Raw genomic sequence first — 24,530 nt, 5'->3', positions numbered from 1 at the left:
TTCCCGGGCGGCTGGCGGGTAGAGCTGCCGCCCGGCAGACGGGAACACCATCATGTTCTTCCCAGTACGCTTGAGAAAATCACGGCCACTATGGCGGCGGCGCTTCAGTCGAGGGCCCGGAACATTGCTTTTCCTGGCAGCGGTAGTGGTCAGTACTGCCGGCTGCCACCCGCAGCCGGTGCCGGCCCGGCCCGGCACCCCCGGGCACGTGTTCGTGATCAACCTTGAAAACAAGGGCTACAGCCGGGTGTGGGACACCGTGTCGGCAGCCCCTTACCTGGCCGGGCCGCTGCGGTCCCAGGGGGTGCTGCTCACGACCTACTACGGCATCGCCCACAACTCACTGCCGAACTACCTTGCCCAAATCTCCGGCCAACCGCCCAACGGGAGCACCCGCAAGGACTGCCACACTTTCACCCGATTGACCCTGTCCGGCACCGATGCCCAGGGCCGGGTGCTGGGTGAGGGGTGCGTTTACCCTGCCGTGGTTCCCACCCTTGCCGGGCAAATGACGTCGGCGGGGAAGTCGTGGCGGGGCTACATGGAAGATATGCCGTCGCCCTGCCAGCACCCTGTCCTCGGTGCTGACGATAACCACGTAAAGGCTTCCGCCGGAAACCAGTACGCCACCCGCCACAACCCCTTCGTCTATTTCGAATCCATCACCTCATCCGCAGACTGCGAGAAAAATGTCGTCGACTTTTCGGCACTGCAGCCGGACCTGCGGTCTGTGGACACCACTCGGAACCTCTCGTACATCACTCCTAATCTTTGCCACGACGGGCACGACAGTCCTTGCGCGGACGGCAGCCGGGGAGGGCTGGCGGCGGCGGACACATGGCTCGGCGCGAATGTACCGGCAATTCTTGCCTCTCCGGCATTCCAGCAGGACGGGTTGCTCGTCATTACCTTCGATGAGGCCGACGGCGGCGCCGCCGGCCCCGCTGAGGGCGTGGCGGGAGGAACGGCAGGGGGACGAGTCGGCGCCCTGGTCATTTCACCGTTCACGCAGGCTGGAACAACCTCCGATAGGCAGTACAACCACTACAGTCTCCTGGCCAGCATCGAGGACATCTTTTCCCTTCCCCGGCTTGCCGGCGCCAGCGAACCGGGAGTCAACGCCTTCGGCGCCGACGTGTATCGGGCCCGACCGTGAAGTTTCTGAAGGCCCGCCATGCCCTCGTGGCTGCCGTGTCCGTCCTCATTCTCTGGCTGGTGGCCGTGGTCCCGTCCGGTGAGGGGCCTCCTGCCGGGCGGCGGGTCCAAGGAGACATCTCCCAGATCAAACACGTCGTGATCATCATGCAAGAGAACAGATCTTTTGACAGCTACTTCGGCACGTTTCCCGGAGTTGACGGGATTGCAATGAACAACGGGGTACCGGTGGCCTGTCTTCCGGATCCCGGCCACGGCGGCTGTGTCCGGCCGTTCTACAACGCCGCAGACAGAAACGCCGGTGGACCACACAGCCACGCCGATGAGAACGCTGACGCCCACCACGGCGCCATGGACGGCTTCGTTGCGCAGGCGGAAAAGGGACTGGCCGGCTGCAAACCGGCAGCAACCACCTGTTCTTTCGGGACCCAACAGACCGACGTCATGGGATACCACGACGGGCGCGACCTGCCCAACTACTGGGCCTATGCGAAAAACTTCACCCTTCAGGACCACATGTTTGCGGCGGCCGCGTCCTGGAGCCTGCCGGCCCACCTCTATCTGGTGTCGGAATGGTCCGCCAAGTGCGCCAAAGCGGGCGACCCGGCGTCGTGCGTGAACGCATTACAGAATCCTGACAGCGGCCCGGATCCGGAGATGATCAACCACACCCTGATCGGCAAATGCCGGGCCGGCCTCGATCTCCAGCCGTGCCAGGAAGCCCTCCGGTCCGCAGGCATCAGTCCGGATCTCGCCACGGAGATTGACCAGCTCGTCAGCGCCAGCTGCAAGCCCGCCGATTCGTATCCCACCTGCCAGGCCGCCGTTGACGCCGCCCCGGTGCCCGAAGACCTGAAGAAAAAACTCATCGAGGCCGCCAAAAAACTTGAACTGCCCGACTACGCCTGGACCGATCTGACCTACCTGCTCCACCAGCAGCACGTCCCCTGGGCTTACTATGTCTTCGACGGCACTGAACCCGACTGCCGCAACGACACCGCCACCTGCGCCCCGGTGAAGCAGAACGCCAAAACCCCCGGGCTGTGGAATCCGCTCCGCTATTTCGACACCGTGAAGGAGGACGGCGAGCTGGGCAACATCCAATCCCAACAGAACTTCTACGACGCCGCACGCCAGGGCACTCTGCCCGCCGTCAGCTGGGTGGCACCGACCGATAAAGTCAGCGAGCATGCCCCCGCCCGGATCAGCACCGGCCAGGCGTACGTTGCCGGGCTCATTAACGCCATCATGAACGGCCCCGACTGGGGAAGCACCGCCATATTCCTCACCTGGGACGACTGGGGCGGATTTTACGACCACGTGGCGCCACCCGTGGCCGATGCCAACGGCTACGGCTTCCGGGTCCCGGGCCTGATCATCAGCCCCTACGCCAAGAAGGGGTACATTGACCACCAGACACTGAGCCACGACGCCTACATCAAGTTCATCGAGGACGACTTCCTGCACGGCCAGCGCCTGGATCCCGCCACGGACGGCCGGCCCGACGCCCGCCCCGGGGTCCGGGAAACCAGCCCGATCCTGGGCGACTTGTCCCTGGCCTTCGACTTCAACCAGGCACCGCTGAAGCCGCTGATCCTGCAGAACGCGGCCACCTACTGAAGCGACGCACCCAACCGAACCCGCGGTGCTACGCGGGTGCACCCAGGTGGGCATCCCGGACGGCAGGAGCCGTGGCGCCCTGGACGACCCAGCGGTTGCCATCCGGGTCAGCGAAGAAAGCGAAGTGCACCCCGCCCATATCCTGGACATCACTGATATCGGCGCCGCGCCTCAGCAGCTCCGCCCGCACGGCAGCCAAATCAGGGACCACGAGCTGCAGTCCTTCAAGGCTGCCCGGCGCCATGCCCGTCATCGACGTGCCAATGACGATCGAAGCAGCCGAACCTGGCGGCGTCAGCTGCACCACCCTCATCCCGGGGATGTACTCGACATCGTGGTCGAGGACAAAGCCCAGCTTCTCCATATAGAAGGACTTGGACCGGTCGACATCGGCCACCGGTACTTGCACGACTTCCAGGCGCATTTCCATGGGCCTTAGAGTACCGCCGCGTCAAGCAATGTGCCGCTGCCCGGCTCCGCAACTTCTTAAGCCATTCTTAAGAGCCCCCCGCGAGAGTGGAAGAAGGCGCCGGACAGCGCCCTTGCGCCGACCCGGAGGACTCCATGCCTGCACCAGCCCTTGTAGACCGCGGAACAGCACCACCGAAACCCGCCGGCACGAGCCCGGGCGCCGGTCAGCAGTTCCGGCCCATTCCGCAGGCCCGCCACTGGCTGCTGTGGGGTTTGCTGCTGTCGGCGGCCGTGCTCGTTCTGGGCCTGACGGTTCAGCTTGCACCCGGCGGCAACGCAGCCGAACTCGGCGTGGACCAGAACCTCAGCCTGCACCATGCCGCGCTTCTGACCGGTGTAGCAATGATCCTGAACGTCGTCTTCGGCCCGGTGTTCGGGGCCGTCCTCGTCGCCGTCCTTGCGCTGTATCTCTGGCTGGTCCGCCGCTCCATCGGTACGGCCGTCGCGTTCGGACTCGTCGCCGGCTCAGGCTGGGTGGCCAGTGAGGTCTTCAAGCTCATCATCGCCCGACAGCGGCCCAACCCGGCCCTGCTCTTCGATCCCCTCGCACCCGAGACGGGGTCCAACAGTTTTCCCAGCGGGCACGTCTCCTTCGCGGTCGCCTTGGGTTTTGCGGTCTATTTCCTGGCCCGCGGCACGCGCTGGGCCAAACCCGCAGCCGCCGCCGCGATGCTGCTGGCACTGCTCGTGGCCTGGTCCCGGCTGTATATCGGAGTCCATTACCCCACTGATGTTGCGGCGTCGTTTCTCGCTGCGAGTGCTGCAGTCCTGCTCCTTGGCGGGCTGTGGAACCGGTTCGCTCCGTGCGCCCTGAACCGCCTGACGACCGCCGCTGCGTCCCGTTCAGCCCGTTCACCCCAAACCTAAGGACGCGCCCATGCACGCCATTTTCGCTACCGGCCTCGCCCCGGTGTTGTCCGCGGCGGCCGGAAGTCCGTCCCTTCTTGACCCTGCGAGCCTGCTGGAGGGCCTCGGCCCGGCGGCGCTCGGCATCATCGCCGTGATGGTATTCATCGAATCCGGCGTGCTGTTCCCCTTCCTGCCCGGGGATTCGCTGCTCTTCACCGCGGGACTGCTGCATGAACAACTGCAAGTGACGCTGCCGCTGCTCATCGGCGTCGTCACCGCCGCTGCCGTGGCAGGAGACCAGGTTGGCTACATGATCGGACGCAAGTTCGGCCGCCGCTGGTTCAAGGACGACGCGCGGATCCTGAAGACAGCGCACCTGGCCACCACCGAGGACTTCTTCCGACGCCACGGCGGCGCCGCCGTCGTGCTGGCCCGCTTCGTGCCCATGGTCAGGACCTTTGCGCCCCTGAGCGCCGGCATCGGCCGCTACGGGTACCTCTCGTTCACGCTCTGGAACGTTGCCGGGGCCCTGGCCTGGGCCGCCTCCGTGACCTTGCTGGGAACCTGGCTCGGTCACTACGAGATCATTGCCAAGAACATCGACGTGATCGCCGTCGTCCTGGTGCTCGCCTCCGTCCTGCCCGGGGGCATCCAGCTCCTCAAGCGCCGGCGTCGGAACCGGAAGCCCGGGGCCGAAGCGACGGCTGAGCCGGGCGACGACACTGCGGGGAACCTGCCGGCGGAGAGCCTGGCGGGCGAGAATAGCTGACATGACAACTGATGGCCGTCCCTCCTTGCTGCTGGTGGAGGATGACGTCGTGCTGGGACCGCTGATCGCCGAACTGCTGGACCCGGACTACCGGATCCAGCTGGCAACCAACGGCCGCGACGGCCTGCACCTGGCGCTGACCCGGACCTGGGATGTGCTGGTGATCGACCGCGGGTTGCCGGTAATGGACGGCGTAGCACTGATCGCGGCGCTCAGGTCCAGGGGGGTTTCCACGCCGATCCTTATTCTCACGGCCCTGGGGGCTACGGACGAAAAGGTCCGGGGCCTGGACGCGGGCGCCAATGACTACATGACCAAGCCGTTCGACGCCGGCGAACTCGCGGCGCGCCTGCGCGCCCTGACGCGCACCTTCACCCCGGCACCAGCGCCCGTCAGCATTGGCGACTGGGAACTCGATCCGGCGTCCCGGTCCGTGCGCTCGATTTACGGGCGGCTGGTGTCCCTGACGGCCAAGGAAGCCGAACTCCTGGCCGCCCTGGCCGCCGAACCCGGCAGGGTATTCCTCCGGGAAGACTTGCTCGGCGAGCACTTCCAAGCCGCCGACCAGCCGGGTCTGATCGACACGTACGTCCATCACCTGCGCAGGAAGATCTCCAAGTCCGTGGTCCGCACGGTCCACGGCGTCGGCTATCAGATTGGTGACGCTCATGAATAGGGGCTCTCCCGGGTCAAGCGAACCAGACCGCGATACCCTCCGGCGTGCATCGCTCAAGGTCGCTGTGCGGATCAGCGCCGCCTGCGCGGTGCTGGTGCTCTGCCTCCTCTCCGCAGCGACCATTTACCTGATGAACAAGCTGGCGCACCCCGATCTGCCTGGCTCCGCGGCCGGAAAGGCCTATACCTACCTTGATTCCCGGGACCTGTTTGAGGCGATGATCATCGCCGGGGTTGCGGGAATCGTACTGGCCGGCGTCGTCGGGTGGCTCAGCGCCCGCAGCGCCATCCGGCCGCTCGGGGAAGCGCTGGCCCTGCAACGGCGCTTCGTCCAGGATGCCAGCCATGAACTGCGCACGCCGCTGACCATCCTGGACGCGCGCATCCAGCTCGCCCAGCGCGACGCGGCTCCCGACTCCAAACCGGGCAGGGATCTGGCCAGGATCCGTGAAGACGCCGCAGCCCTCTCCGGGATCGTCAACGAACTCCTGCTGGCGGCAACCGGGGCCGCGCCGGATCCCGCCGCGGAGCCGGTGGAACTTGCCGACGTCGCCGGGTCCGTCACGGAAAGCCTGCAGGAGATTGCGGCGGGGCAGGACGTCCGGCTCGCCTTCTCCGACAGTGGCAGGCCGCTGGCGCGCATCGACCGGAACGCCCTGCGCCGGGCCGTGCTCGCCCTGGCCGACAATGCGCTGGCCCACACGCAGACGGGCGGGAGCATCACCATCGGCACCGGAATCGACGGCGCCCGGGCCGTTGTTCGCGTGACCGACACGGGGTCAGGGATTACGGGCGTGGACCAGGATCGGATCTTCGAGCGCTTCGTCAGGACCCCCGGCCCGGAGGGTGCCCGGGCCCAGCGGAGCTTCGGCATCGGCCTGGCGCTGGTCCGGGAAATCGCCACGGCGGCCGGTGGCACGGTCGAGGTGGCCAGGACCGGGCCGGGGGGTACGGAGATGAAACTTACGCTTCCGCTGGTCCGGCGCTGAGAACGGTCCGCAGGGCGGCAGGAGCCGGGACTATCCCGGGTCCTGCCGCTGGGCCGCGGATCAGCTGCTGACGCCGAGTGCCGCACGCGCGTTCTGCTCGCGTTCGGCAAGTTCCCTGCGCGCTTCCAGGGCTTCATCCAAACTGATGGCGACGAACCTGGTGGATGTGCCCGGAGCGGCGCGGGCCACCAAATCCGCCACCAGCGGCGGCTGGCGGGGATTCCCGCCGTCGTCGTGCACTCTCACGCTGTGGGGACGCGGGGAATGATTCACGGCTGGTCGCACCGGCGTTGGGGCCGGAGTGCCTGGATCAGTTGGGGCTCGGAGTCCGTCCCTGCGGGGGATTGGGAAACGAACTCACGAATCGGGAGAGCTGTTCGCGCAGGATGTCCCATCCATCGAAGGTGGGAGGAAACGCGGCTCTCTCAGCGTCGGTGGCTGCCAGAAGCGCCGCCTCGCCGCTGTCGGTTATTTCCACCTGGAACTGGCGGCGGTCATGCGGGTCGCGTTTCCTCGTTACGAGGCCCTCTCCCTCCAGGCGCGTCAGCACACGGCCCAGCGTTTGGCTCTGCACGAAGACTGCTGCGGCGAGCTGTTCCTGGTTCAAGGGCCGGGGGGCCACGGCCTTGAGGGCGATGACCGCGGCCCGGGTCAGGCCCAATGGTGCGAGCGCGTCATCGAAGCGGCGTTGTACCAACCGGGCCGCTGTGGTGAGAAGCAGGTAGCCCTCCCGGACATGGTCCTGGGGGTCGAGGGGCATCGAGGACGGCCTTCCGTAAGTGGAACGAAATTTAACAGGGAAGGCAGGCCAGGGACCGGCGTGAGCCGCTACCCTGACCTGCCCCTGGGGCTAGCGGCGCGTGGTGTCGTCGCCGTCCGTTTCGATGTGTTCCTTGCGGACTTGCTCATCGACAGTTACCTCGTCGGTTACGGTTTCCGTGCCGAGGCGGACGCGTTCGACCGCGACCGTTTCCTTCTGGACTACCGGGCGCTCTTCATGGAGGACAATTTCGTGCTCTTCCTCACTGATGCCGGGGCCGGACATGGCCGCCCCACGGTTCGCGTCCGTGATGGGTTCACGTTCGATCCGGACCTCTTCACGCTGTACCGGCACGGTCTGGGTGACATTCTCGGTGGTGACGTACTTGCGCAGGCGGACGCGGCCGGTGGCCTGCTTTTCCGTGCCGACGTTCAGGCGCTCCTCGGAACGCGTCATTGCGTCGTCCGTGGTGGGGCCCGAGGTGTCGTGTCCTACAGTGCCGTGGCCGTTGCCGTTGCCGTTGCCGTGGGAAGCGGTGTCGTGGTCAGCGCCGCGTGTGTCGGTGTCCGGACCGGACGCGGGGTCCGCGTAGCTCCGGGCATTGCCGTCGCCCAGGCCGTAGTGGGCATAGAGCCGGTCTTCCTCGGCCGGTTCGAGGTGTCCGTCGGTCTCCACTCGGGGGGCGTCCTTGACCTGTTCCTTGGTGTAAGGGACCACGACGTCGCCCCCTTCAGTGCGGGCTCCTTCCAGCGGGACGAAGGATTCCGAGGCGCCAAACAGCCCGGTCTTGGCTGTGACCCACGTGGGCTGACCGTTGTCGTCGTCTGCGTACACCTGTCCGATGGAACCGATTTTGTTCCCGTCGGAGGACAAAACGTTTCCATTGTGCTGCAGCAGGTCGTCGATATTTTCCTTGGCGAGCATGGTGTCTCCTTGGATCTGGTAATCGGTGGGGTAGCAGCCACTCCGTTTGGATTGCCGCATGACTACACCATAAGCATGCTTAGTAAGCACTTGGCAAGCCTGCTTAGTATTTTTCTTTTTTTACCTTCGGATCCGAAGCCTCGCTCCGGAGCTGCACTGCCGCGGGGTTCCGGGCCGGCAATACCGCCAAGCGGTTTAGGCTTGCGGCATGGACAGTAAGTGTGCTTATTATCTAGGTAGTAACCGTGCTTACCAATTCACCGGCGCCGTGGTTCCCGAACCACTGGCAGGCCCTTCCTGAAAGAGAGCAACGATGACAGAGAACCAATGGCCCCAGACAACTCCGGTCTCCGCTGGCGGGCACCACGCCGGCACTGTGTCCACCAAGGATGCCGTGAAGGATGAAGCATCGGCAGTGGCAGAACACGCCGCAGGGGAAGCGAAGAATGTCGCTGGCACCGCCAAAGCAGAGGCCGCCAACGTCGCGACCGAGGCAAAGTCCAACGCATTTGACCTGCTGAACCAGGCGAAGTCGGATCTTACGGATCAGGCCGGCACGCAGCAGCAAAGGGCCGCCGAGGGGATCCATGCCGTCTCCTCGCAGCTAAGCACCATGGCCGACGCTTCTGCGGAGCCCGGTGTTGCCGCGGACCTCGTTCGCCAGGCAGCGGACCGGACCCGGTCCGTGGCCACCTGGCTCGAAAACCGGGACCCGGGATCTGTCATGGAAGACGTCAAGTCCTTCGCCCGCCAGCGTCCCGGCACCTTTTTGATGATCGCTGCCGGCGCAGGAATCCTTGCCGGCCGCTTGGGGCGAAGCCTGCAGGCCGGTGCCCCCGACGTGCAGCGGCCGCCGTCTGCCTCGCCGCGCCCGACCGTTCCCGCTGCGGTACCCGCCCACCAGGAGACGGTCATTGTTGCAGGCTCCGGCGACAGGTTCTTCGACGAGCCGGTCCTTCCCGGCACTGCAGGTCCGGTCTCCACCCAGAAGCTGCCGTCCGGGACGTCTGCCGACACCGCACTGAGGGACGAAGTCCCCTTCCCGAACCGAGAAGGTGGCCGGCTGTGAGCCACGAAGTACCTGGGGTGCCGTTGACGCCGGCGCAGGCGAAGGCTGAGTCGTCGTCGTTGGGTGATTTGTTGGGTGATGTGACCCGGGATATGTCGATGTTGATGCGGCAGGAAGTTGAGCTCGCGAAGGTTGAGTTGAAGCAGTCCGTTTCCCGTGCGGGTAAGGGCGGCGGGATGTTGGCCGGTGCGGGTGTGGCGGGTCATTTTGTGTTGTTGTTTTTGTCCTTGGCGCTCTGGTGGGCGTTGGGGAATTTGATGGGCCTGGGTTGGTCCGGTGTTGTTGTTGCTGTTCTGTGGGGTGTTGTCGCGGCGGTTTTGGCTGCGAAGGGCCGCAAGGAGCTGAACGCGGTTAAGGGTTTGCCCCAGACCGCGGAGACGTTGCAGGCTATTCCGCCCACGCTTAAACCCACTATCTAAGACCTGTGAGGAATTCCACGATGAGTGAAAACCCGGATGCTATCCGTGCAGATATTGAAGCTACCCGTGCCCGGTTGGGTACGAACGTGGACGCTGTGGCCGATAAGGTCACCCCGTCCCATATCGTTGCCCGGCAAACGGACAAGGTCAAAGAAGGCGTCAAGGACGCGGTTTTTGGTGTGAAGGAGAAAGTCATGGGAGCAGCAGGGGACGGACCCGGCACGGCCGGGTCCGCGTCGGGCACGGCCGGGTCCGCTCTCGGGGACGCGCCCGCGCAGCTGAAGACCAGGGCCCGGGGCAATCCGTTGGCGGCGGGCCTGATCGCGTTCGGTGCCGGGTTGTTGGTGTCCTCGTTGATCCCGGCGAGCGAGAAGGAACGCGAAGCCGCTGATGCGTTGAAGACCGCGGCCGGGCCGTTGACGACGGAACTGACCGACGCCGCGAAGCACGTCGCGGAGGGCTTGAAGGAACCGGCCCAGGAAGCGATGGAGAACGTTAAGGCCACCGCGGCCGACGCGGCCGGGAACGTCAAGGCCGAGGGCCAGGACGCGGTCGCGGACGTCAAGGACCGCACGGCCCAGGCCAAGGACACCGTCCGCCAGCCCTGACCCGCCCCGGCACCACCTGGTGTGCCTGTATCACTCGTTGCTCCGGTTCAGGCGTTCCGGGTGTTGTCGTTGGTTGTTTCCGGCCGGTTCTCCTGCGCTGACGCGCCGGGCAGCCGGCCGGCGGCACTTAAAACCGGCCCTGACCGGGCCGGGCCCCTGACACCACCCGGGGGGGTGTTCGTGAAATTTTGAGAGAAGGACTTTGTCGATGGCTAAGAATCCCGCCCCCGCAGCGCCCGGCGCTGACGCTGAAACCCCGGAGAGCAGCACCGCCAAGGCCCGGCAGGCCCCGGCACCGGAGGACTCCCGGAAAGTGGAGAGCCCCGCGGAGCTCTCCAAACCCTCGTGGAAATTCATTGCACGAAAGACGCTGCGGGAGTTCACCAAGGACCAGTGCCCGGACCTCGCCGCGGCCCTGACGTACTACGCGGTCCTCTCAATTTTCCCGGCCCTGCTGGCCCTGGTATCGCTGCTGGGCATCGTGGGGGATTCCGCGAAGACCACCTCCGCGCTGCTGGACATCGTTCAGGGCTTCGCTCCCGGTGAGACGGTCACCGCGCTCCGGGGCCCGATCGAACAACTCAGTTCCTCTCAGACCGCCGGGTTCACCCTGGTCCTGGGCCTGCTGACCGCGCTCTGGTCCGCGTCCGGGTATGTCGGGGCGTTCTCCCGGGCCATGAACCGGGTCTATGAAATCGATGAGGGCCGGGGCTTTGTGAAACTCCGCGGCACGATCCTGGCCGTGACGCTGGTGAACCTGCTCATCGTCCTGGTCCTCGCCGCGATGCTGGTCCTGACCGGGCCCGTCGCGGAATCGGTCGGGAACACCATCGGGCTGGGCACCGCGTTCCTCACGGGCTGGAACATCCTGAAGTGGCCGGTCATGATCGCCCTGATCGTCATCGCGATCGCGGTCCTGTACTACGCCACCCCGAACGTTAAACAACCCAAGTTCCGCTGGATGAGCCTGGGATCCCTGATCGCGCTCGGCATTTTCCTCCTCGCGTCCCTGGCCTTCGGGTTCTACGTCGGGAACTTCAGCAGCTACAACCAGACCTACGGCGCGATCGGCGGAGTCATCATCTCCCTGCTCTGGCTCTGGATCCTGAACATGTCACTGCTCTTCGGCGCCGAATTCGACGCCGAAACCGAACGCGGCCGCCAACTCCAAGCCGGCATCAAAGCCGAAGAAACCATCCAACTCCCACCCCGCGACACCAAAAAAAGCGACAAACTCCAGGAAAAAGAAGAACAAGACATCACCCAAGGCCGCGAACTCCGCGAACACCACACCACCACAGACGGCGACAGCCCCGAATCACGAGGGCAGAGCACCCGATCCGGCGGGGCCAGCACGATCGACCGTTCCTGCGAGGGCGGCTAGGCGGAGCATCACAGACGCGGATCCCGGGCAGCGGCGCAGGCACGCTCCCGCAGTTCACGCGCCCACCGGCAGGTGCCGGCGCCGGGCAGCGGATGCCTGACCGCGCTCACCGGGCGCTCACCGCCGTTCCGCCGGGAGATTCGATCCATAGGATTCTGCTTTCGCGGGTATCTGGCGGTTTTCGACGGTTCCGGTGAGTGCTACCCCCGCGGGATGGATGGAGAAGCCAGAGCCATACGTGACTGCCGGGCTACTATTGAGCCAACCAGTCGGCGTGCACTCGTGCCACGCCGGCAGCCGCCGGACAGCACCAGCAGGATTGGCCTCGGAACGCACCGGATCCGGCAACAGAAGAAGCGCAAACACACGCTTCCGCCGTCGGGCTCGACTGGCGGGTTCAAGCGGCCGGGTTGAAAAGGATGAGGTTAACAATGGACTCTGGTGCGGCAGCCCGCAACAACGTGCGGGTGTTCGGACCGGCGGACGGACAGGTTCTGGTGTTCGCCCACGGTTTCGGTACCGATCAGTCCATGTGGGGCAAGATCCTGCCATGGTTCACCGACCGCTACCGGGTGGTCCTGCTGGACCATGTGGGCTCCGGCGGATCCGACCCGTCAGCCTACAGTTCCACGAAGTATTCGAACTTGGACGCCTACGTCGATGACCTCCTGGAGGTCTGTGCCGAACTTAACCTTCATGACGTGACCCTTGTAGGCCACAGCGTCGGGTCCATGATGGCCGTCAGTGCAGCAGCCCGGGACGACGGGCTCGGGTTCAGCCGCCTCGTCCTGCTCACGGCATCGCCCGGCTACCTGGACCACCCCAAGGACGGTTACGTCGGAGGGTTCACCCAACAGGACCTTGACGACGTCTTTGAATCCCTCGACGCCAACTACGTCGTGTGGGCCGAGTCGATGGCGCCCGTCTACATGAACACGCCGGGCGCTCCCGAATTGGACCACGAGATCCAAGGCAGCTTCGGCCGGATCAGCCCCCGGGTGGCACGCGACTTCGCCCGGGTGGCGTTCCTGTCCGATGTCCGGCACCTCCTCCGCGACGTCACCATCCCCGTATTGGTCCTGCAGAGCACCGACGACGTCGTCACTCCGGAGCACGTCGGAACGTATCTGCACCAGGAACTCCCCAACAGCACCCTCGTGCGGCTCGCGGCCACCGGCCACTTCCCCCAAAGCAGCGCGCCGGAGGAAACATCTGCGGCCATCCTCGAGTACCTGAAGCAAGGATGAGCGAGGCGACCGCGGAAGCGGTCAACTACTGGCAGCTCTTCCAGCAGGCACCCGCGGGGTACGTCGTGGCTGGCGTCGACGGAACGATCCTCACCGCGAACGCTACTCTCTGCGCCTGGGTTGGCGTCGACGCCGGCGCCCTCGACGGGACGCGCCTGCTGGACCTGATGCGGGCGGGGGACCGGCTCATGTACCGCACGCATGCCGGACCGAAGCTGGACCGCGACGGCCACGTTGCCGAACTCTCAATCGAGCTGCTGGGCGCCGACGGGCAACGCCGACCGGTGCTGCTCTCCGTCACCCGGACCACTGACGGGCCGGAGCCGCGGGACTTGATGATCTTCTTCGGCGCCCCCGAGCGGCGGCGTTATGAGCGTGAGCTGGCCAGTGCGCACCGGCTGCTTGAGGATGCTGAGGCGGCGCGCGCCAAACTCCTGCAGGAAGCGCACCACCGGGCCCTCCACGACCCGCTCACCGGTCTGCCCAACCGGCGCCAGCTGCAGGAAAGCCTGCTGACGGCCTTGGCCAGTGCGGGTGACAAGCGGCACCGGGTGGGTGTGCTGTTCTGCGACGTCAACAATTTCAAGCAGGTGAACGACACTCTGGGCCACGCAGCCGGGGACGGGGTACTGGAACACGTGGCGCAGATGCTTTCCGGAGCGGTGCGCAGCGCGGACACCGTCACGCGTTACAGCGGGGACGAGTTCGTGGTCCTCATTCCCTGGCTGGAGCGCCCCGGTGAGTTGGAGGCAGTGGCTGGACGGGTCCGGGACTGCCTCGCTGAAGCTTTCACCGTCGCGGGCGCCGAGCTCCGGCTGGGCATGTCCGTCGGGCGGGCGGACACCGCCGTGCCGGCGGACGCGGGCGAGGCCGGGCACCAGGAACTGGCCAAAGCGCTGCTGATCGCCGCCGACCAGGACATGTATCGGGTGAAGAGCGCAATGCGGCGAGTGGCGGCTCCGGGAGCTGGCTGAGCCGCGCGGCCCGGCATCGGAACTGACGAACAGAAACAGAACGACGACGGCAGGAGATTCCCGCCGTCGTCGTGCCGTTAGCTGTGCTGCAGGTCCTAAAGGTTGACCGTTTCGAGGTTCGCGTCGCCGTGATGCAGGCTCAGCGTGAAGGTGTTGGGTCCACTGGCATGGACGGCGATGTTGCTCTTGGCGGTGTTGTGGCGGACCGACAGGTCGTGAACCAGGGCGTCCAGTTCGCTGTGCATGCTTGCGCGGTCCCAGAGCTTGTGGGTTACTGATGAGTTAGCAGTTTCAAACGTCATTGTTCAGTGCTTCCATTCGTGATCCGGAGGTCCGGGCGCCGCACCGTTGCGGCTTGCCGGCCGGGACGTTCCCGTCCCGGCCTTGTCATTTCATGATGCACAGCGCCGGGAGCGGGTCTCAAGCCAAGTGGCGATTATTGCAGGTGAGACTCCTCACAGTCCGGTCCGGGCCCCCACCTGGATGTCCGCCGGCGTTAGAACGGATACGGCGCAATCTCCGGGCGCATGGTGAGCCACTGGACCTCGGTGAAGGCCTCGATATTCGCCGTGGCACCGCCGAACCGTGACCCTGTTCCGGAGGAACCCACACCGCCAAATGGTGCATTGGCCTCGTCCAGCACCGTTTGCTCGTTGATGTGCACCTTGCCCGAGTGGACCCGGTCTGCGAGTTTCATCGCCGTCCCGACGTCGCCCAGGATTCCTACGGAGAGGCCGTATTCATTGGCGTTGACGAGCGCCAACGCTTCGTCCACGGTGGAGAACTTGATGACCGGGGCGACGGGGCCGAAGATTTCCTCGGCGAAGGCCGGGTTGTCCTGGCTGAGGTCAGCCAGGACCGTGGGCCGGTAGAAGAGTCCGTCGTGGGTGCCGCCGGCGGATAGCCGTGCGCCGGCCTGGACAGCGGCCTCCACGATTGCGTGGATGCGTTTAAGCTGTGTCTCGTCGATGATCGGTCCCAGCGCCACCGTGCCGCTTGCCGGGTCGCCGACCGGAAGGTGAGCGGCCTTGTCGCTGAGCGCAGCCACGTAGGCGTCGTAGATCGACTCGTGGACGAGGTGCCGGCCGGTGGTCATGCAGATCTGGCCCTGGTGCATAAACGAGCCGAACGCACCCGCGGATGCGGCCTTGGCGAGGTCGGCGCCCGGAAGCACGATCAGCGCGTTGTTGCCGCCGAGTTCAAGGTGCGCCCGCTTAAGGTGCCGGGCTGCCGCCTCGCCCACCTTTCGGCCGGCCGCCGTCGACCCGGTAAACGAGACCACCCGGACCTCGGGGGCTTCGACGACGGCGGCGCCCGTTTCCGCGCCGCCGGGCAGGAGCGAGAGAAGCCCGGCGGGCAGGCCGGCTTCCTCGAAAACCCGCATCAGCGCGACGCCGCCGGACACTGCCGTCCGCGGGTCCGGCTTCAGCAGCACGGCGTTGCCCAGGGCCAACGCCGGGGCCACGGAGCGGATGGACAGGATGAGGGGAAAGTTGAACGGTGCAATCACGGACACGACGCCGGCCGGGCGGCGCCGCGCGAACGACCACCGCGCGTCATTGGAGGTCAGGACCTCCCCGGCCGGGTGCGAGGGCAGCGCGGCGGCCTCGTAGCATTCGTTGGCAGCGATGTGCGTCTCCAAGGCCGCCTTTGCCGGAATGCCGCCGCTTTCGCGGATGATCCAGCCCTGGATTTCTTCGGCGTGCTCCTCCCAGAGTTGGCCGGCGCGGCGCAGGACGGCGGCCCTTTCCTCGGGACGCGCGGCAGCCCACGCCTGCTGGGCGTCGGCGGCCGTAGTGGCGGCGAGCCCCACGTCCGCGGCCGTGGCGACGCCGACGCTGCCCAGGACGGCACCGGTGGCCGGCTCGATGACGTCCTGGTTTCCGCCGGAACCTTCAATCCAGCCGGCGATGTTGATTTTCCCGTCCCAGCGGGCGGTGTCGAGGAACGTGTCGGGAATGGTGGGGGAGACAGTCATGGCGTGCCTTTCGGTGGGGTGGATCAGAACGGGGAGACGGTGGTGATGGGGACTTCGATCAGGGTGGGGCTGCCGGAGGCCAGCGCCTTGGTGAAGCAGTCCCGCAGCTTCTCCAACGAATCGGCGCGGTCCGCGTCCACTCCGTAGCCCGCGGCGAGCGAGACGAAGTCGATCCCGGGCACGTCCAGGCCTGGCGCGTCGAGGGCGTTAAGCTTGGCCGCGAAACCGCGGAGGGCCCCGTAGGTGCCGTTGTTCAGAATCACGAACACCACGGGGATCCCGTACTGCGCCGCCGTCCAGAGTGCAGTGATGCCGTAGTTCGCGGAGCCGTCGCCGATGAAGGCCACTACCCGGCGTTCAGGTTCCGCCAGTTGGATTCCGACGGCGGCCGGCATGCCGAACCCGAGCCCGCCGGAAGCCGGGAAGTAATAGCTGCCGGGGTGGCGCATGTCCATCCGGTCCCAGAAGGCGCCGACCGTCGACGTCGTCTCGTTGACGTACACTGCGTCCTCCGGGGCGAGCCCGTTGATGAGATCGAAGACGGCCTCCGGAGCCAGCCCGCTTCCGTCGCCCGGTTCCTGCGCGGTCGGGGCGGTCAGGTCGCGCCTCTGACGCGGCTGCTGCTGCGCACCGCGCGGGGCCACTGCCGCAGCCAGGCGGCGCAGCGCCGGGCCGATCGACGCCACCAGCGCGCGTCCCATCGGGGCGCGGGCCGCCTCTGAAGGATCGCAGGTTATCTGAAGCAGGGAGGCGCCCGCGGGGAGGTAGTTCCCGGGTTCGTATTGGTGGTACCGGAACACCGGGGCGCCAATCACCAGGATCAGGTCATGCCCGGCCAATACGCCGGTGATGCCCGCGACGGCGGCGGGCAGCACGCCGCGGAACGCGGGGTGGGTGGTGGGGAAGGGGCAGCGCGCGGCGGAGGGTGCCACCCAGACCGGGGCGCCGAGCCGCTCGGCGAGCGTGACGGCGTCGGAGTTCCCCCGGGCGGAGTCCACGTCAGGTCCCAGGACCAGCGCTGGATTCGCGGCGCCGTCGAGGGCTGCCACCAGGTCCGCGAGCTGGCCGTCGGAGAGCTCACCGGCGTGTTCGACGGCGCGCGCGGCCAGGTGCTCGTCTGCCGGTCCGGTCTCCGCCGCCCAGTCGTCGTAGGGAATGGAGACGTAGACGGGTCCGGACGGCTCAAGTGTCGCGGTGTGGATAGCCTGGCCGATAGTCCGGACGACGTCGTGCGGCGAGGCCGGCTCGGCGCTCCATTTGACGAGCGGGCGGGGGAGCGAAGCGGCGTCCACGTTGGACAGCATCACCTCCTGCCCGATGGTGGCGCGGACCTGCTGGCCCGCGGTGATCACCAGCGGCGTGTGCGAGTACCAGGCATTGGTGAGCGCGCCCATGGCGTTGCCCGATCCCGAGGCGGCATGCAGATTGACCAGGGCCGGACGGCGGGTGGCCTGGGCGTAGCCGTCCGCCATTCCTGCCACGACTCCTTCGTGGAGGCCCAGGACATACCGGAAATCAGCCGGCATGGCGGCAAGGAACGGCAGCTCGTTGGAGCCCGGGTTCCCGAAGATTGTGGTGAGTCCATGGTGGCGCAGGAGCTGGTACGTGGCGTCGTTGACAGTGGTCATGGTGGTGCGTTCCTATCCCGGGGCTGCTGGTCCTACAAAACTAGGATCCGAGCCCCTATGCCGACAAACAAATAATTCGATGCTCCCGCATAGACACTCTCTATGATGGGCTGGTGAGCCTCGACCTGAACCTGATCCGGACATTCCTAAGCATCTATGACCACCGCTCGGTGACCCGCGCTGCGCAGGAACTGTCGTTGACACAGCCCACCGTCAGCCATGCCCTCGGCCGGCTGCGGCGCGCCCTTCATGACCCGCTGTTCGTCCGCGGCCCGGCCGGATACGCGCCCACAGCCCGAGCCTCGGAACTGGCGGCGGTGTTCCGTCAGGCGGTGCTCGCCGTTGACGACGCCGTGGACGCGAACCGGGTGTTCGATCCCACCCGCACTACCCGGACATTCCGGCTGTGCCTGACGGACATTGGCGAGAATGCGTTCCTGCCGCGGATCATGAAACAGCTGGTGGTCCAGGCACCCGGCGCCAGCTTGGAAGTGGTCCCCATGCAGATCTCCCACGTCCGAACCTGGCTTGCCCACGGTAAGATCGATGGCGCCATCGCGAGCATTCCGCTGGAGGTGTCCGGCCGCCGCACCGTCGTGGCCGATGACCGCTACGTCTGTGTGTTGCCGACCGACGCGGCGGCTCCGGGGCCGCGCATCGGCTGGGAGGACTTCCTGGCCCTCAAGCATGTGGCCATGGACCCGGCTGCGGGCCACGACCAAGTGGAACAGGCGATCCGGTCGCAGCACGTGGAGCGCGTCATTGCCCTGCGGGTTCCGCACTTCTCCGCGCTCGCGGAGGTGGTGGTGGGCTGTCGCATGGTGGCCATCCTGCCCCGGCAGATGGCCACCCGGATGGCGCAGCGCTGGCCCGTCGCCATCCGTGAGCTGCCATTCGATATGCCCCGGTTCGAAGTAACCCTCTACTGGGATGCGGCCGTATCGGCCACCGGCGCTGCGGCCTGGTTCCTGGAACTGGTGGCTGATGCGCTGGCCGAACCCGAGGAGTAGGGCCTCTGGCGACGGTGCCCGGTCCCGGGTGGCGGGGCCGGGCACCGGACCGCGGCGCACGGGGTTCTCCGGCATCGCGGCCGCAGCCTAGGAGATGCCGGCAGGCTTGGCCGACCCGGCGGGGGACTCCTCGGTCACCTCCGGGGCGCCGAGCTTGACCTTCGGGATGACAGCCACCGCGGCGACACCCAGCAGTGCGGCTGCCGCGAAGACGTAGAAGCTGAAGGGGTAGGCGATGCCGGCGACCACCAGCAGGCCGGTGATCCAAGGGCCCGAAATCGCGCCGAGGCGGCCGACGGCGGACACAAACCCCATACCGGAGGCGACGATGTGACGGGGGTAAAGGTAGCCCACGAAGCCGTAGACGAGCACCTGGGCGCAAAAGACGAAGAAGCCGGTGACGAAGACGATGCCGTTCAGCACCAGCTGGTTCTCCATCTTGATGCTCAGGATGGCCAGCAGCACGGCGGCAGCCGCGAACCAGAACATCGTGGTGCCCTTGACGCCGCGGCGGTCGGCGACCCGGCCGCCGACCAGCAGTCCGGCGATGGCACCCACATTCAGGACGAGGAGCAGGACGAGGGAGTCAGCCACGTTGTAGCCGGCACCGCGCATCAGCTGCGGCAGCCAGGTGTTCAGGCCATACACCAGCATGAGGCCCATAAATGCAGCGACCCAAAGGCCCAGCGTGATGCGCAGGTAACGCCCGCGGAGCAGACTGCCGATGCGGACCTTCGGGGCCGGCGCGCCCGCGGTCTTCGAGGCCGCAACGATGGGGGACGTCTCCGGCAGCTTGGCCCACATGAGGGGTACTGCGAGCAGCCCGAGAATACCGCCGGCGTAGAAAAGCCATTCCCAGTGGCGGCCGACCAGCAGCGCGAGCAGCGAAGCGGCGACGGCACCCACGTGGTAGCCGGTCATGGTGATGGTGCTGGAGTGCGCTTTGCCGTTACTGGCCGCAGCTTCCTGCATGGCCGTCACGGCGACCGGCATGCATCCGCCAAGGCCGAGTCCGGCCACCAGCCGGAGAATGCCCATCAGGGCCACGTTGGGCATCAGGGGGAACAGCAGAGTGAAGACGGAGAAGAGCGCCACGCAGATAATCAGGGGCAGGCGCCGGCCGAAGCGGTCCGAGATGGGACCGATCAGGGCCGCGCCGATTCCAACGCCGACGAGGGAAATCGTGGCCACGAAGGTGGCGCCCGCCGGGTCAATGCCCGCATGCTTGGTGTCCAGCAGCGTGGGAATGGAGGCGCCCAGGGCCACGAGGTCGAACCCCTCGAAGACAACCGTAAGCCAGCAAAGAATGACGATCCATTTTCGTTGCGTTTGCATAGTGTGAACGTCCTTGGTCTACACAGCGGACACGGAAGCGTCCGGCGAAAATTTTGTTCCTCCAGTCTGGTGAGACCCCCGACACATGTCCAATAGATAATAACGGCCCCGCGCATAGATGGGCTCTATGCGCGGGGCCGTCATAACATCCCGGGGTACCCGCCCTGGACCCGGTCCAGGAACTGCCCTGCGCGAAGCCGCAGGCCGTGGATCCGGCGTTCAACAACCGCGTCAGGGTCCGGGTTGATCTCCTTGACTGGCGGTGGCACGCGCACGTTGCCGGAGCACAGGAAGTCCGCGCAAGGGCATCTTGTCCTCCCGGCAACCGAGGACGTCCGCGTCCTCCCGCGTCAGCGTGCCCAAGTGGCGGGGGAGGGTGAGTTTGGCCGTCCGAGCGACGGCCGGCTTGCTACGGCAGCCGGGACGGCCGCAGCAACGTTGGGGTACCAGCCTGCCCGGGATCCAGGGGCACGGGGCTGATGAGCACCGCTGGTCCGCGGTGCAGGATGCCGTTCGAAAGCGGCCGGCAGCGGATGCCGCCCCGGCCCCGCATCGCGGCGTGGGCGCCGGGGGCGAGCATCCGGTCCATCCAGGCACACGGATGGGCAGGCCGCCCGGCATGGAGCCGTACCGGGCCGCCCCGCGATTCCAAGGCGAACTCCCCGCCCAGCAGCGGGGCCAGCTGGGCGCCTCTGATGACCACATTGCGCCGGGTCAGCAGCGGATCAAACTCTCCGGTCCCCAGATCCGCGGCCATGGCCTCAAGAGCCTCGGCGGAAATCAGCGTGACGGCCGCATCCAGATGCGCGGCCTTGCCAAAGAACCGGTCCCCAACGATGCCCTTGCCCGCGACCAGCTCCACGCTCTCCGCATCAGCCGTTGGGACATCGGCTGCGCCGTCGCGGGCCCGGCCGAAGTACGCGTGGGCCGGCGAGACGAGAAGGTGCAGGATCTCAACGTCATACCTGTAGCTGGGGGTCATACGCTTAAAACTATCCGCTGGCGGGGCCACCGGCGGGGTCCTCTCCGCCGGCCTACCGCTGCCGGCCGCCGGCAAGCCGCAGCCGGCCCACCCGCTCGCCCAGGATCCGCCGGGCCTCGCCGGGCAGGCCTTCGTCGGAAATGAGTTCGTCGGCGTCCTCAAGGCCGGCAATGGTGCTGATGCCCAGGGTGCCCCATTTGGTGTGGTCCGCCAGCACCACCACGCGGCGGGCCGCGGCCACGAACGCGCGGTCCGTTTCCGCCTCCAGCACGTTGGGGGTGGTGAAGCCGGCGTCGGCGTCAACGCCGTGGACGCCGAGGAACAGCACGTCGAGGTGGAGCTGTTTCAGGGCGGATGTGGCCAGCGGCCCCACCAGGGCGTCGGAGGGCGTTCGTTCGCCGCCGGTGAGGATCACCGTGGACGGGGAGGAACTCTGGTGGAACACATCTGCGACGCGCACCGAGTTGGTGACCACCGTGATCCGGGGTCCGGCGGACAGCAGCTGCGCCAGCGCCCAGGTGGTGGTGCCCGCGCTGAGCCCCACGGCCATGCCCTCACGGACCTGCGCGGCGGCCTCGTGGGCGATGGCCATCTTCTCGTCCTGCAGCTGCGTTACCTTCAGGTCAAAGCCGGGTTCATGGGTGCTCACCCCGCCGGGCAGTTTGGCGCCGCCATGGATTTTTTCCACAGCGCCAGCGGCGTCGAGCGCGTCGATGTCCCGCCGGACAGTCATCAGGGAGACGCCCAGCAGTTTCGCAAGGTCCGCGACGCGAACGATGCGCTCGCGCTGGACTTCCGCGATGATGGCGGAGCGGCGGGCTGCGGCTAGCATGGGGCATCCTTCGTGGGGTGTTGACGTGGGGGGCGGGGAGCGGGGTGCGGGATGAGCGCCAGCTTCCTCCTGCACATCCTAACTCCGCAGCCCAGTGCTTCATTTTGTTCTCTATTGTTTGATAATGTTTTCTCGTGTAGAAATGAATCCATGACGCGCATCACGAAGACCCGGCTGGGCGACGGCCGTGAACTTTTCTACTTCGACGACGCCGGCTCTGTCGAGCGGACCGCCGCCTCCCTTGTGGACCACCGCGGACTGCCCGAACGGCCGCTGCCCGCTCAGCTGCGCTTCGATGCGCTAAGCCGCGAGTGGGTCGCCGTGGCCGCGCACCGCCAGTCCCGCACGCATTTGCCGCCCGCGGACCAATGCCCCATCTGCCCGACGACGCCGGCTAATCAAACCGAAATTCCGGCCCCCGACTACGATGTGGCCGTTTTCGAAAACCGGTTCCCCTCCCTCGGCCCGGACGCCGGCGGGATCCCCGCGGCGCCGGCCTGGGGAACCACTGCGCCCGCCATCGGCCGCTGCGAGGTGGTGGCCTTCACCCCGCAGCACACCGCATCCTTCGCCGGACTGGGCTGGCGCCGTGCCCGCACGGTGATCGACGCCTGGGCGCACCGGACGGAGGCCCTCGGTGCGCTGCCCGGAATCAAACAGGTCTTTCCGTTCGAGAACCGGGGCGCAGAAATCGGCGTCACCCTGCACCACCCGCACGGTCAGATCTACGCCTACCCCTACGTGACGCCCCGCGGGGCAGCCCTGGCCGCCGCGGCCGGCGCATACCGGGACGCGTCGGCCGGCAGGGAAACGCTCACGTCGTCTTTGCTGCGGGCCGAACGCAGCGACGGCAGCCGCATGGTGCTCGAGGGCGAGCACTTCAGCGCCTACGTTCCGTTCGCGGCGCGCTGGCCGTTGGAGGTCCACCTGGTCCCGCACCGTCAAATTCCGGACCTGGCCGCCCTGACCGGAGCCGAGCGCGACGAACTGGCAGAGCTGTACCCGGAACTGCTGAAGCGCTTCGACGCCCTGTATCCCACGCCGACGCCCTACATCGCGGCCTGGCACCAGGCCCCGCTGGAGCCGGCCCTGCGTCAAGCCGGTCACCTGCACCTGCAACTGACCTCGCCCCGGCGCGCGGCGGACAAGCTCAAATACCTGGCCAGCTCCGAGGCCGCAATGGGGGCCTTCATCAATGACACCACCCCCGAATCCGTTGCCGCCCGGTTACGCGAAGTAGCGGGCGCCACGGCCCCCTTCGTCGCTAGTGAACCGGCCGGCGCCGGGCCCCGCACCTCTTCAACCCCGGAAGGCGCCCCCGCATGAACACCACCCCACGCACCGAAGCCGGGGCCCTGGCGCACCGATTCGAGGCCGTCTTCGGGGCGGCCCCGGACGGTGTTTGGGCCGCCCCCGGCCGGGTAAACCTGATTGGCGAGCACACCGATTACAACGACGGATTTGTCCTGCCGTTCGCCATCGACAGGCGGGCCCGCACGGCCGTCCGACTGCGCAGCGACAGCGCCATCCGGCTGCTCTCCGTCTTTGGCGACCAGGGAATCGTCGAAGCCGATGCCTCGGCCCTGGCCCCGGGGGGCACCAAAGGCTGGGCCAAGTACCCCCTCGGCGTCATCTGGGCACTGCAGCAGCGCGGTATTGCAGTCCCTGGTTTTGAGCTGTTGCTCGATTCGGATGTGCCGCCGGGCGCGGGGTTGTCCTCCTCGCACGCGATCGAATGCGCCGTCGTCACGGCCCTGAATGACTTGACCGGCGCGGGGCTGACAGCCCAGGACATGGTCACCCTGACCCAGCACGCCGAGAACGCGTTCGTCGGCGCGCCCACAGGGATCATGGACCAGTCCGCGTCACTGCGCGGCGCCCGCGGCCACGCAGTCTTCCTCGACTGCCGGGACCAGTCCGTGGAACTTGTCCCGTTTCAAGCGCAGGACGCCGGTCTGGTGCTGTTGGTCATCGACACCAAGGTGGCGCATTCCCACGCCGACGGCGGATACGCCTCCCGCCGCGCGTCCTGCGAGCTCGGCGCCGATGTCCTGGGAGTCGCGGCCCTGCGGGATGTCACCGTGGCCGACCTTGCGGAGGCCCGCGGGCTCCTCGATCCCGTCACCTTCCGGCGGGTCCGCCACGTGGTCACCGAAAACGACCGTGTGCTGCAGACGGTGGAGATCCTCCGGTCCCAGGGTCCGGACCAGATCGGCAGCCTGCTCGATGCCAGCCACGCCTCCATGCGTGATGATTTCGAGATTTCCTGCCCCGAGCTGGACCTCGCCGTCGATACCGCACGCGGTCACGGCGCCATCGGCGCCCGGATGACCGGAGGCGGTTTCGGCGGATCGGCCATCGCGCTGACTCCGGTCGAAGCCGAGCAGGAGGTCCGGGACGCCGTCGTGCGGGCCTTCGGGGAAGCCGGGTTCACCCCGCCGGACATCTTCACCGTTACGCCGGCTGCCGGCGCAGAGCGACTGTCCTGACGACGACGGTTCTGCTAGGGCTGGAGGGGCAGGTACAGCACCGTGAAGATCCCCAGCCCGGCGAGAACCACAACGCAGCCGGCAATGGCTGCCGTGCCCCTGATATTCGCGGCCATCGCGGCGCCGCCGATGCCGCCGGCGTGGTGGTGGTAGCGGTGCCGCTGCGTCAGGGCAATGCCTACGGCGGCCAGGAGGGCGGCCGCTACCAGGGTGCCGGCAAACCAGCCATGGAGCGGAACCCAGCGCAGGAAAACGCAGGCCGCGGTGACCAGCGTCAGTGCGGTCCGGCGCCAGGCGAGATCCGTGCGCTCGGGCTGGAGGCCGGGATCTTGGTGCAGCCTGGCGGGCCGGGCACTGGCCACG

26 protein-coding genes and 1 pseudogene are annotated in these 24,530 nt (G+C 67.0%); 15 read left to right on the top strand and 12 right to left on the bottom strand.

What is annotated here, in order from left to right; translation table 11 throughout:
- The first annotated feature begins 145 nt into the window (after positions 1–145).
- Positions 146–1,156, top strand: a complete 1,011-nt coding sequence (locus VUN84_15840; GenBank protein ID XAS63744.1) for an alkaline phosphatase family protein — start codon at positions 146–148, stop codon at positions 1,154–1,156.
- Positions 1,153–2,775 (top strand): alkaline phosphatase family protein, encoded by a 1,623-nt coding sequence (locus tag VUN84_15835; GenBank protein ID XAS63743.1) that lies wholly within the window; start codon positions 1,153–1,155, stop codon positions 2,773–2,775. Before VUN84_15840 ends, VUN84_15835 begins: the two co-directional genes overlap by 4 nt.
- Before the next feature lie 28 nt (positions 2,776–2,803).
- On the opposite strand, the gene VUN84_15830 is transcribed toward VUN84_15835, so the two are convergent.
- Entirely contained in the window at positions 2,804–3,205 is a 402-nt protein-coding gene (locus VUN84_15830) for a VOC family protein (GenBank protein ID XAS63742.1), read from the bottom strand.
- Positions 3,206–3,339: 134 nt separating this feature from the next.
- Between VUN84_15830 and VUN84_15825 the strand changes: the two genes are divergently transcribed.
- The 4 genes from VUN84_15825 to VUN84_15810 are packed head-to-tail and all read left to right on the top strand — an operon-like array spanning position 3,340 to position 6,528.
- Complete coding sequence (locus VUN84_15825; protein XAS63741.1) at positions 3,340–4,113, top strand: phosphatase PAP2 family protein; 774 nt, start codon at positions 3,340–3,342, stop codon at positions 4,111–4,113.
- A 10-nt stretch (positions 4,114–4,123) separates the two neighbouring features.
- Positions 4,124–4,864 (top strand): VTT domain-containing protein, encoded by a 741-nt coding sequence (locus tag VUN84_15820; GenBank protein ID XAS63740.1) that lies wholly within the window; start codon positions 4,124–4,126, stop codon positions 4,862–4,864.
- Between the two features lies 1 nt (position 4,865).
- On the top strand, positions 4,866–5,540 hold the full coding sequence (locus VUN84_15815) for a response regulator transcription factor (GenBank protein XAS63739.1): 675 nt from the start codon (positions 4,866–4,868) through the stop codon (positions 5,538–5,540).
- Positions 5,533–6,528, top strand: coding sequence for a HAMP domain-containing sensor histidine kinase (locus VUN84_15810; GenBank protein XAS63738.1), 996 nt, complete (start codon positions 5,533–5,535; stop codon positions 6,526–6,528). The genes VUN84_15815 and VUN84_15810 overlap by 8 nt, the downstream gene beginning before the upstream one ends.
- A gap of 60 nt (positions 6,529–6,588) precedes the next feature.
- Here the strand turns inward: VUN84_15810 and VUN84_15805 are convergent, their stop codons facing one another.
- The 3 genes from VUN84_15805 to VUN84_15795 form a co-directional block, all read right to left on the bottom strand.
- Positions 6,589–6,774, bottom strand: coding sequence for a hypothetical protein (locus tag VUN84_15805; GenBank protein ID XAS63737.1), 186 nt, complete (start codon positions 6,772–6,774; stop codon positions 6,589–6,591).
- A gap of 64 nt (positions 6,775–6,838) precedes the next feature.
- On the bottom strand, positions 6,839–7,288 hold the full coding sequence (locus VUN84_15800; GenBank protein XAS63736.1) for a MarR family transcriptional regulator: 450 nt from the start codon (positions 7,286–7,288) through the stop codon (positions 6,839–6,841).
- A 90-nt stretch (positions 7,289–7,378) separates the two neighbouring features.
- Positions 7,379–8,212: a PRC and DUF2382 domain-containing protein gene (locus VUN84_15795; protein XAS65880.1), complete on the bottom strand. Its 834-nt coding sequence runs from the start codon at positions 8,210–8,212 to the stop codon at positions 7,379–7,381.
- A gap of 313 nt (positions 8,213–8,525) precedes the next feature.
- Between VUN84_15795 and VUN84_15790 the strand changes: the two genes are divergently transcribed.
- From VUN84_15790 to VUN84_15765, 6 genes are all read left to right on the top strand, one after another.
- On the top strand, positions 8,526–9,281 hold the full coding sequence (locus VUN84_15790) for a hypothetical protein (protein ID XAS63735.1): 756 nt from the start codon (positions 8,526–8,528) through the stop codon (positions 9,279–9,281).
- Positions 9,278–9,700 (top strand): phage holin family protein, encoded by a 423-nt coding sequence (locus VUN84_15785; protein ID XAS63734.1) that lies wholly within the window; start codon positions 9,278–9,280, stop codon positions 9,698–9,700. The genes VUN84_15790 and VUN84_15785 overlap by 4 nt, the downstream gene beginning before the upstream one ends.
- 20 nt (positions 9,701–9,720) lie before the next feature.
- Positions 9,721–10,308, top strand: coding sequence for a DUF3618 domain-containing protein (locus VUN84_15780; GenBank protein XAS63733.1), 588 nt, complete (start codon positions 9,721–9,723; stop codon positions 10,306–10,308).
- 208 nt (positions 10,309–10,516) lie between these two features.
- Complete coding sequence (locus VUN84_15775) at positions 10,517–11,692, top strand: YihY/virulence factor BrkB family protein (protein ID XAS63732.1); 1,176 nt, start codon at positions 10,517–10,519, stop codon at positions 11,690–11,692.
- A gap of 431 nt (positions 11,693–12,123) precedes the next feature.
- Positions 12,124–12,939, top strand: a complete 816-nt coding sequence (locus tag VUN84_15770; GenBank protein ID XAS63731.1) for an alpha/beta hydrolase — start codon at positions 12,124–12,126, stop codon at positions 12,937–12,939.
- Entirely contained in the window at positions 12,936–13,913 is a 978-nt protein-coding gene (locus VUN84_15765) for a sensor domain-containing diguanylate cyclase (protein ID XAS63730.1), read from the top strand. The genes VUN84_15770 and VUN84_15765 overlap by 4 nt, the downstream gene beginning before the upstream one ends.
- A 95-nt stretch (positions 13,914–14,008) precedes the next feature.
- On the opposite strand, the gene VUN84_15760 is transcribed toward VUN84_15765, so the two are convergent.
- From VUN84_15760 to mdlC, 3 genes are all read right to left on the bottom strand, one after another.
- Positions 14,009–14,215 carry a hypothetical protein gene (locus VUN84_15760; GenBank protein ID XAS63729.1) on the bottom strand — a complete coding sequence of 69 codons (207 nt, stop codon included), beginning with the start codon at positions 14,213–14,215 and terminating at the stop codon, positions 14,009–14,011.
- A gap of 194 nt (positions 14,216–14,409) precedes the next feature.
- Positions 14,410–15,891: a benzaldehyde dehydrogenase gene (locus VUN84_15755; protein XAS63728.1), complete on the bottom strand. Its 1,482-nt coding sequence runs from the start codon at positions 15,889–15,891 to the stop codon at positions 14,410–14,412.
- Positions 15,892–15,914: 23 nt separating this feature from the next.
- On the bottom strand, positions 15,915–17,519 hold the full coding sequence (mdlC, locus tag VUN84_15750; GenBank protein ID XAS63727.1) for a benzoylformate decarboxylase: 1,605 nt from the start codon (positions 17,517–17,519) through the stop codon (positions 15,915–15,917).
- 113 nt (positions 17,520–17,632) lie between these two features.
- Between mdlC and VUN84_15745 the strand changes: the two genes are divergently transcribed.
- Entirely contained in the window at positions 17,633–18,529 is an 897-nt protein-coding gene (locus VUN84_15745) for a LysR family transcriptional regulator (GenBank protein XAS63726.1), read from the top strand.
- Between the two features lie 87 nt (positions 18,530–18,616).
- On the opposite strand, the gene VUN84_15740 is transcribed toward VUN84_15745, so the two are convergent.
- The 4 genes and pseudogenes from VUN84_15740 to VUN84_15725 form a co-directional block, all read right to left on the bottom strand.
- A complete protein-coding gene (locus VUN84_15740) occupies positions 18,617–19,864 on the bottom strand; it encodes an aromatic acid/H+ symport family MFS transporter (GenBank protein ID XAS63725.1) in 1,248 nt (415 codons plus the stop codon).
- A gap of 140 nt (positions 19,865–20,004) precedes the next feature.
- A pseudogene (locus VUN84_15735) lies at positions 20,005–20,166 on the bottom strand (FBP domain-containing protein).
- A 107-nt stretch (positions 20,167–20,273) separates the two neighbouring features.
- Positions 20,274–20,846 carry an MOSC domain-containing protein gene (locus VUN84_15730; protein ID XAS63724.1) on the bottom strand — a complete coding sequence of 191 codons (573 nt, stop codon included), beginning with the start codon at positions 20,844–20,846 and terminating at the stop codon, positions 20,274–20,276.
- Positions 20,847–20,898: 52 nt separating this feature from the next.
- The gene (locus VUN84_15725) at positions 20,899–21,678 is read right to left on the bottom strand and encodes a DeoR/GlpR family DNA-binding transcription regulator (protein ID XAS63723.1); all 780 of its coding nucleotides are present in this window, start codon (positions 21,676–21,678) and stop codon (positions 20,899–20,901) included.
- Between the two features lie 150 nt (positions 21,679–21,828).
- Here VUN84_15725 and galT point away from each other — a divergent pair, with 150 nt between their 5' ends.
- Positions 21,829–23,004 (top strand): galactose-1-phosphate uridylyltransferase, encoded by a 1,176-nt coding sequence (gene galT / locus VUN84_15720; protein XAS63722.1) that lies wholly within the window; start codon positions 21,829–21,831, stop codon positions 23,002–23,004.
- Positions 23,001–24,167, top strand: coding sequence for a galactokinase (gene galK, locus VUN84_15715; GenBank protein XAS63721.1), 1,167 nt, complete (start codon positions 23,001–23,003; stop codon positions 24,165–24,167). Before galT ends, galK begins: the two co-directional genes overlap by 4 nt.
- A 14-nt stretch (positions 24,168–24,181) precedes the next feature.
- Here galK and VUN84_15710 read toward each other — a convergent pair whose 3' ends face one another.
- On the bottom strand, positions 24,182–24,529 hold the full coding sequence (locus VUN84_15710; protein ID XAS63720.1) for a DUF202 domain-containing protein: 348 nt from the start codon (positions 24,527–24,529) through the stop codon (positions 24,182–24,184).
- Position 24,530: the final 1 nt, after the last annotated feature.

It is taken from the genome of Micrococcaceae bacterium Sec5.8 (genome assembly GCA_039636775.1).
In the GTDB taxonomy this organism is placed as follows: Bacteria; Actinomycetota; Actinomycetes; order Actinomycetales; family Micrococcaceae; genus Arthrobacter.
This window is presented reverse-complemented; position numbering and strand designations above follow the sequence as displayed.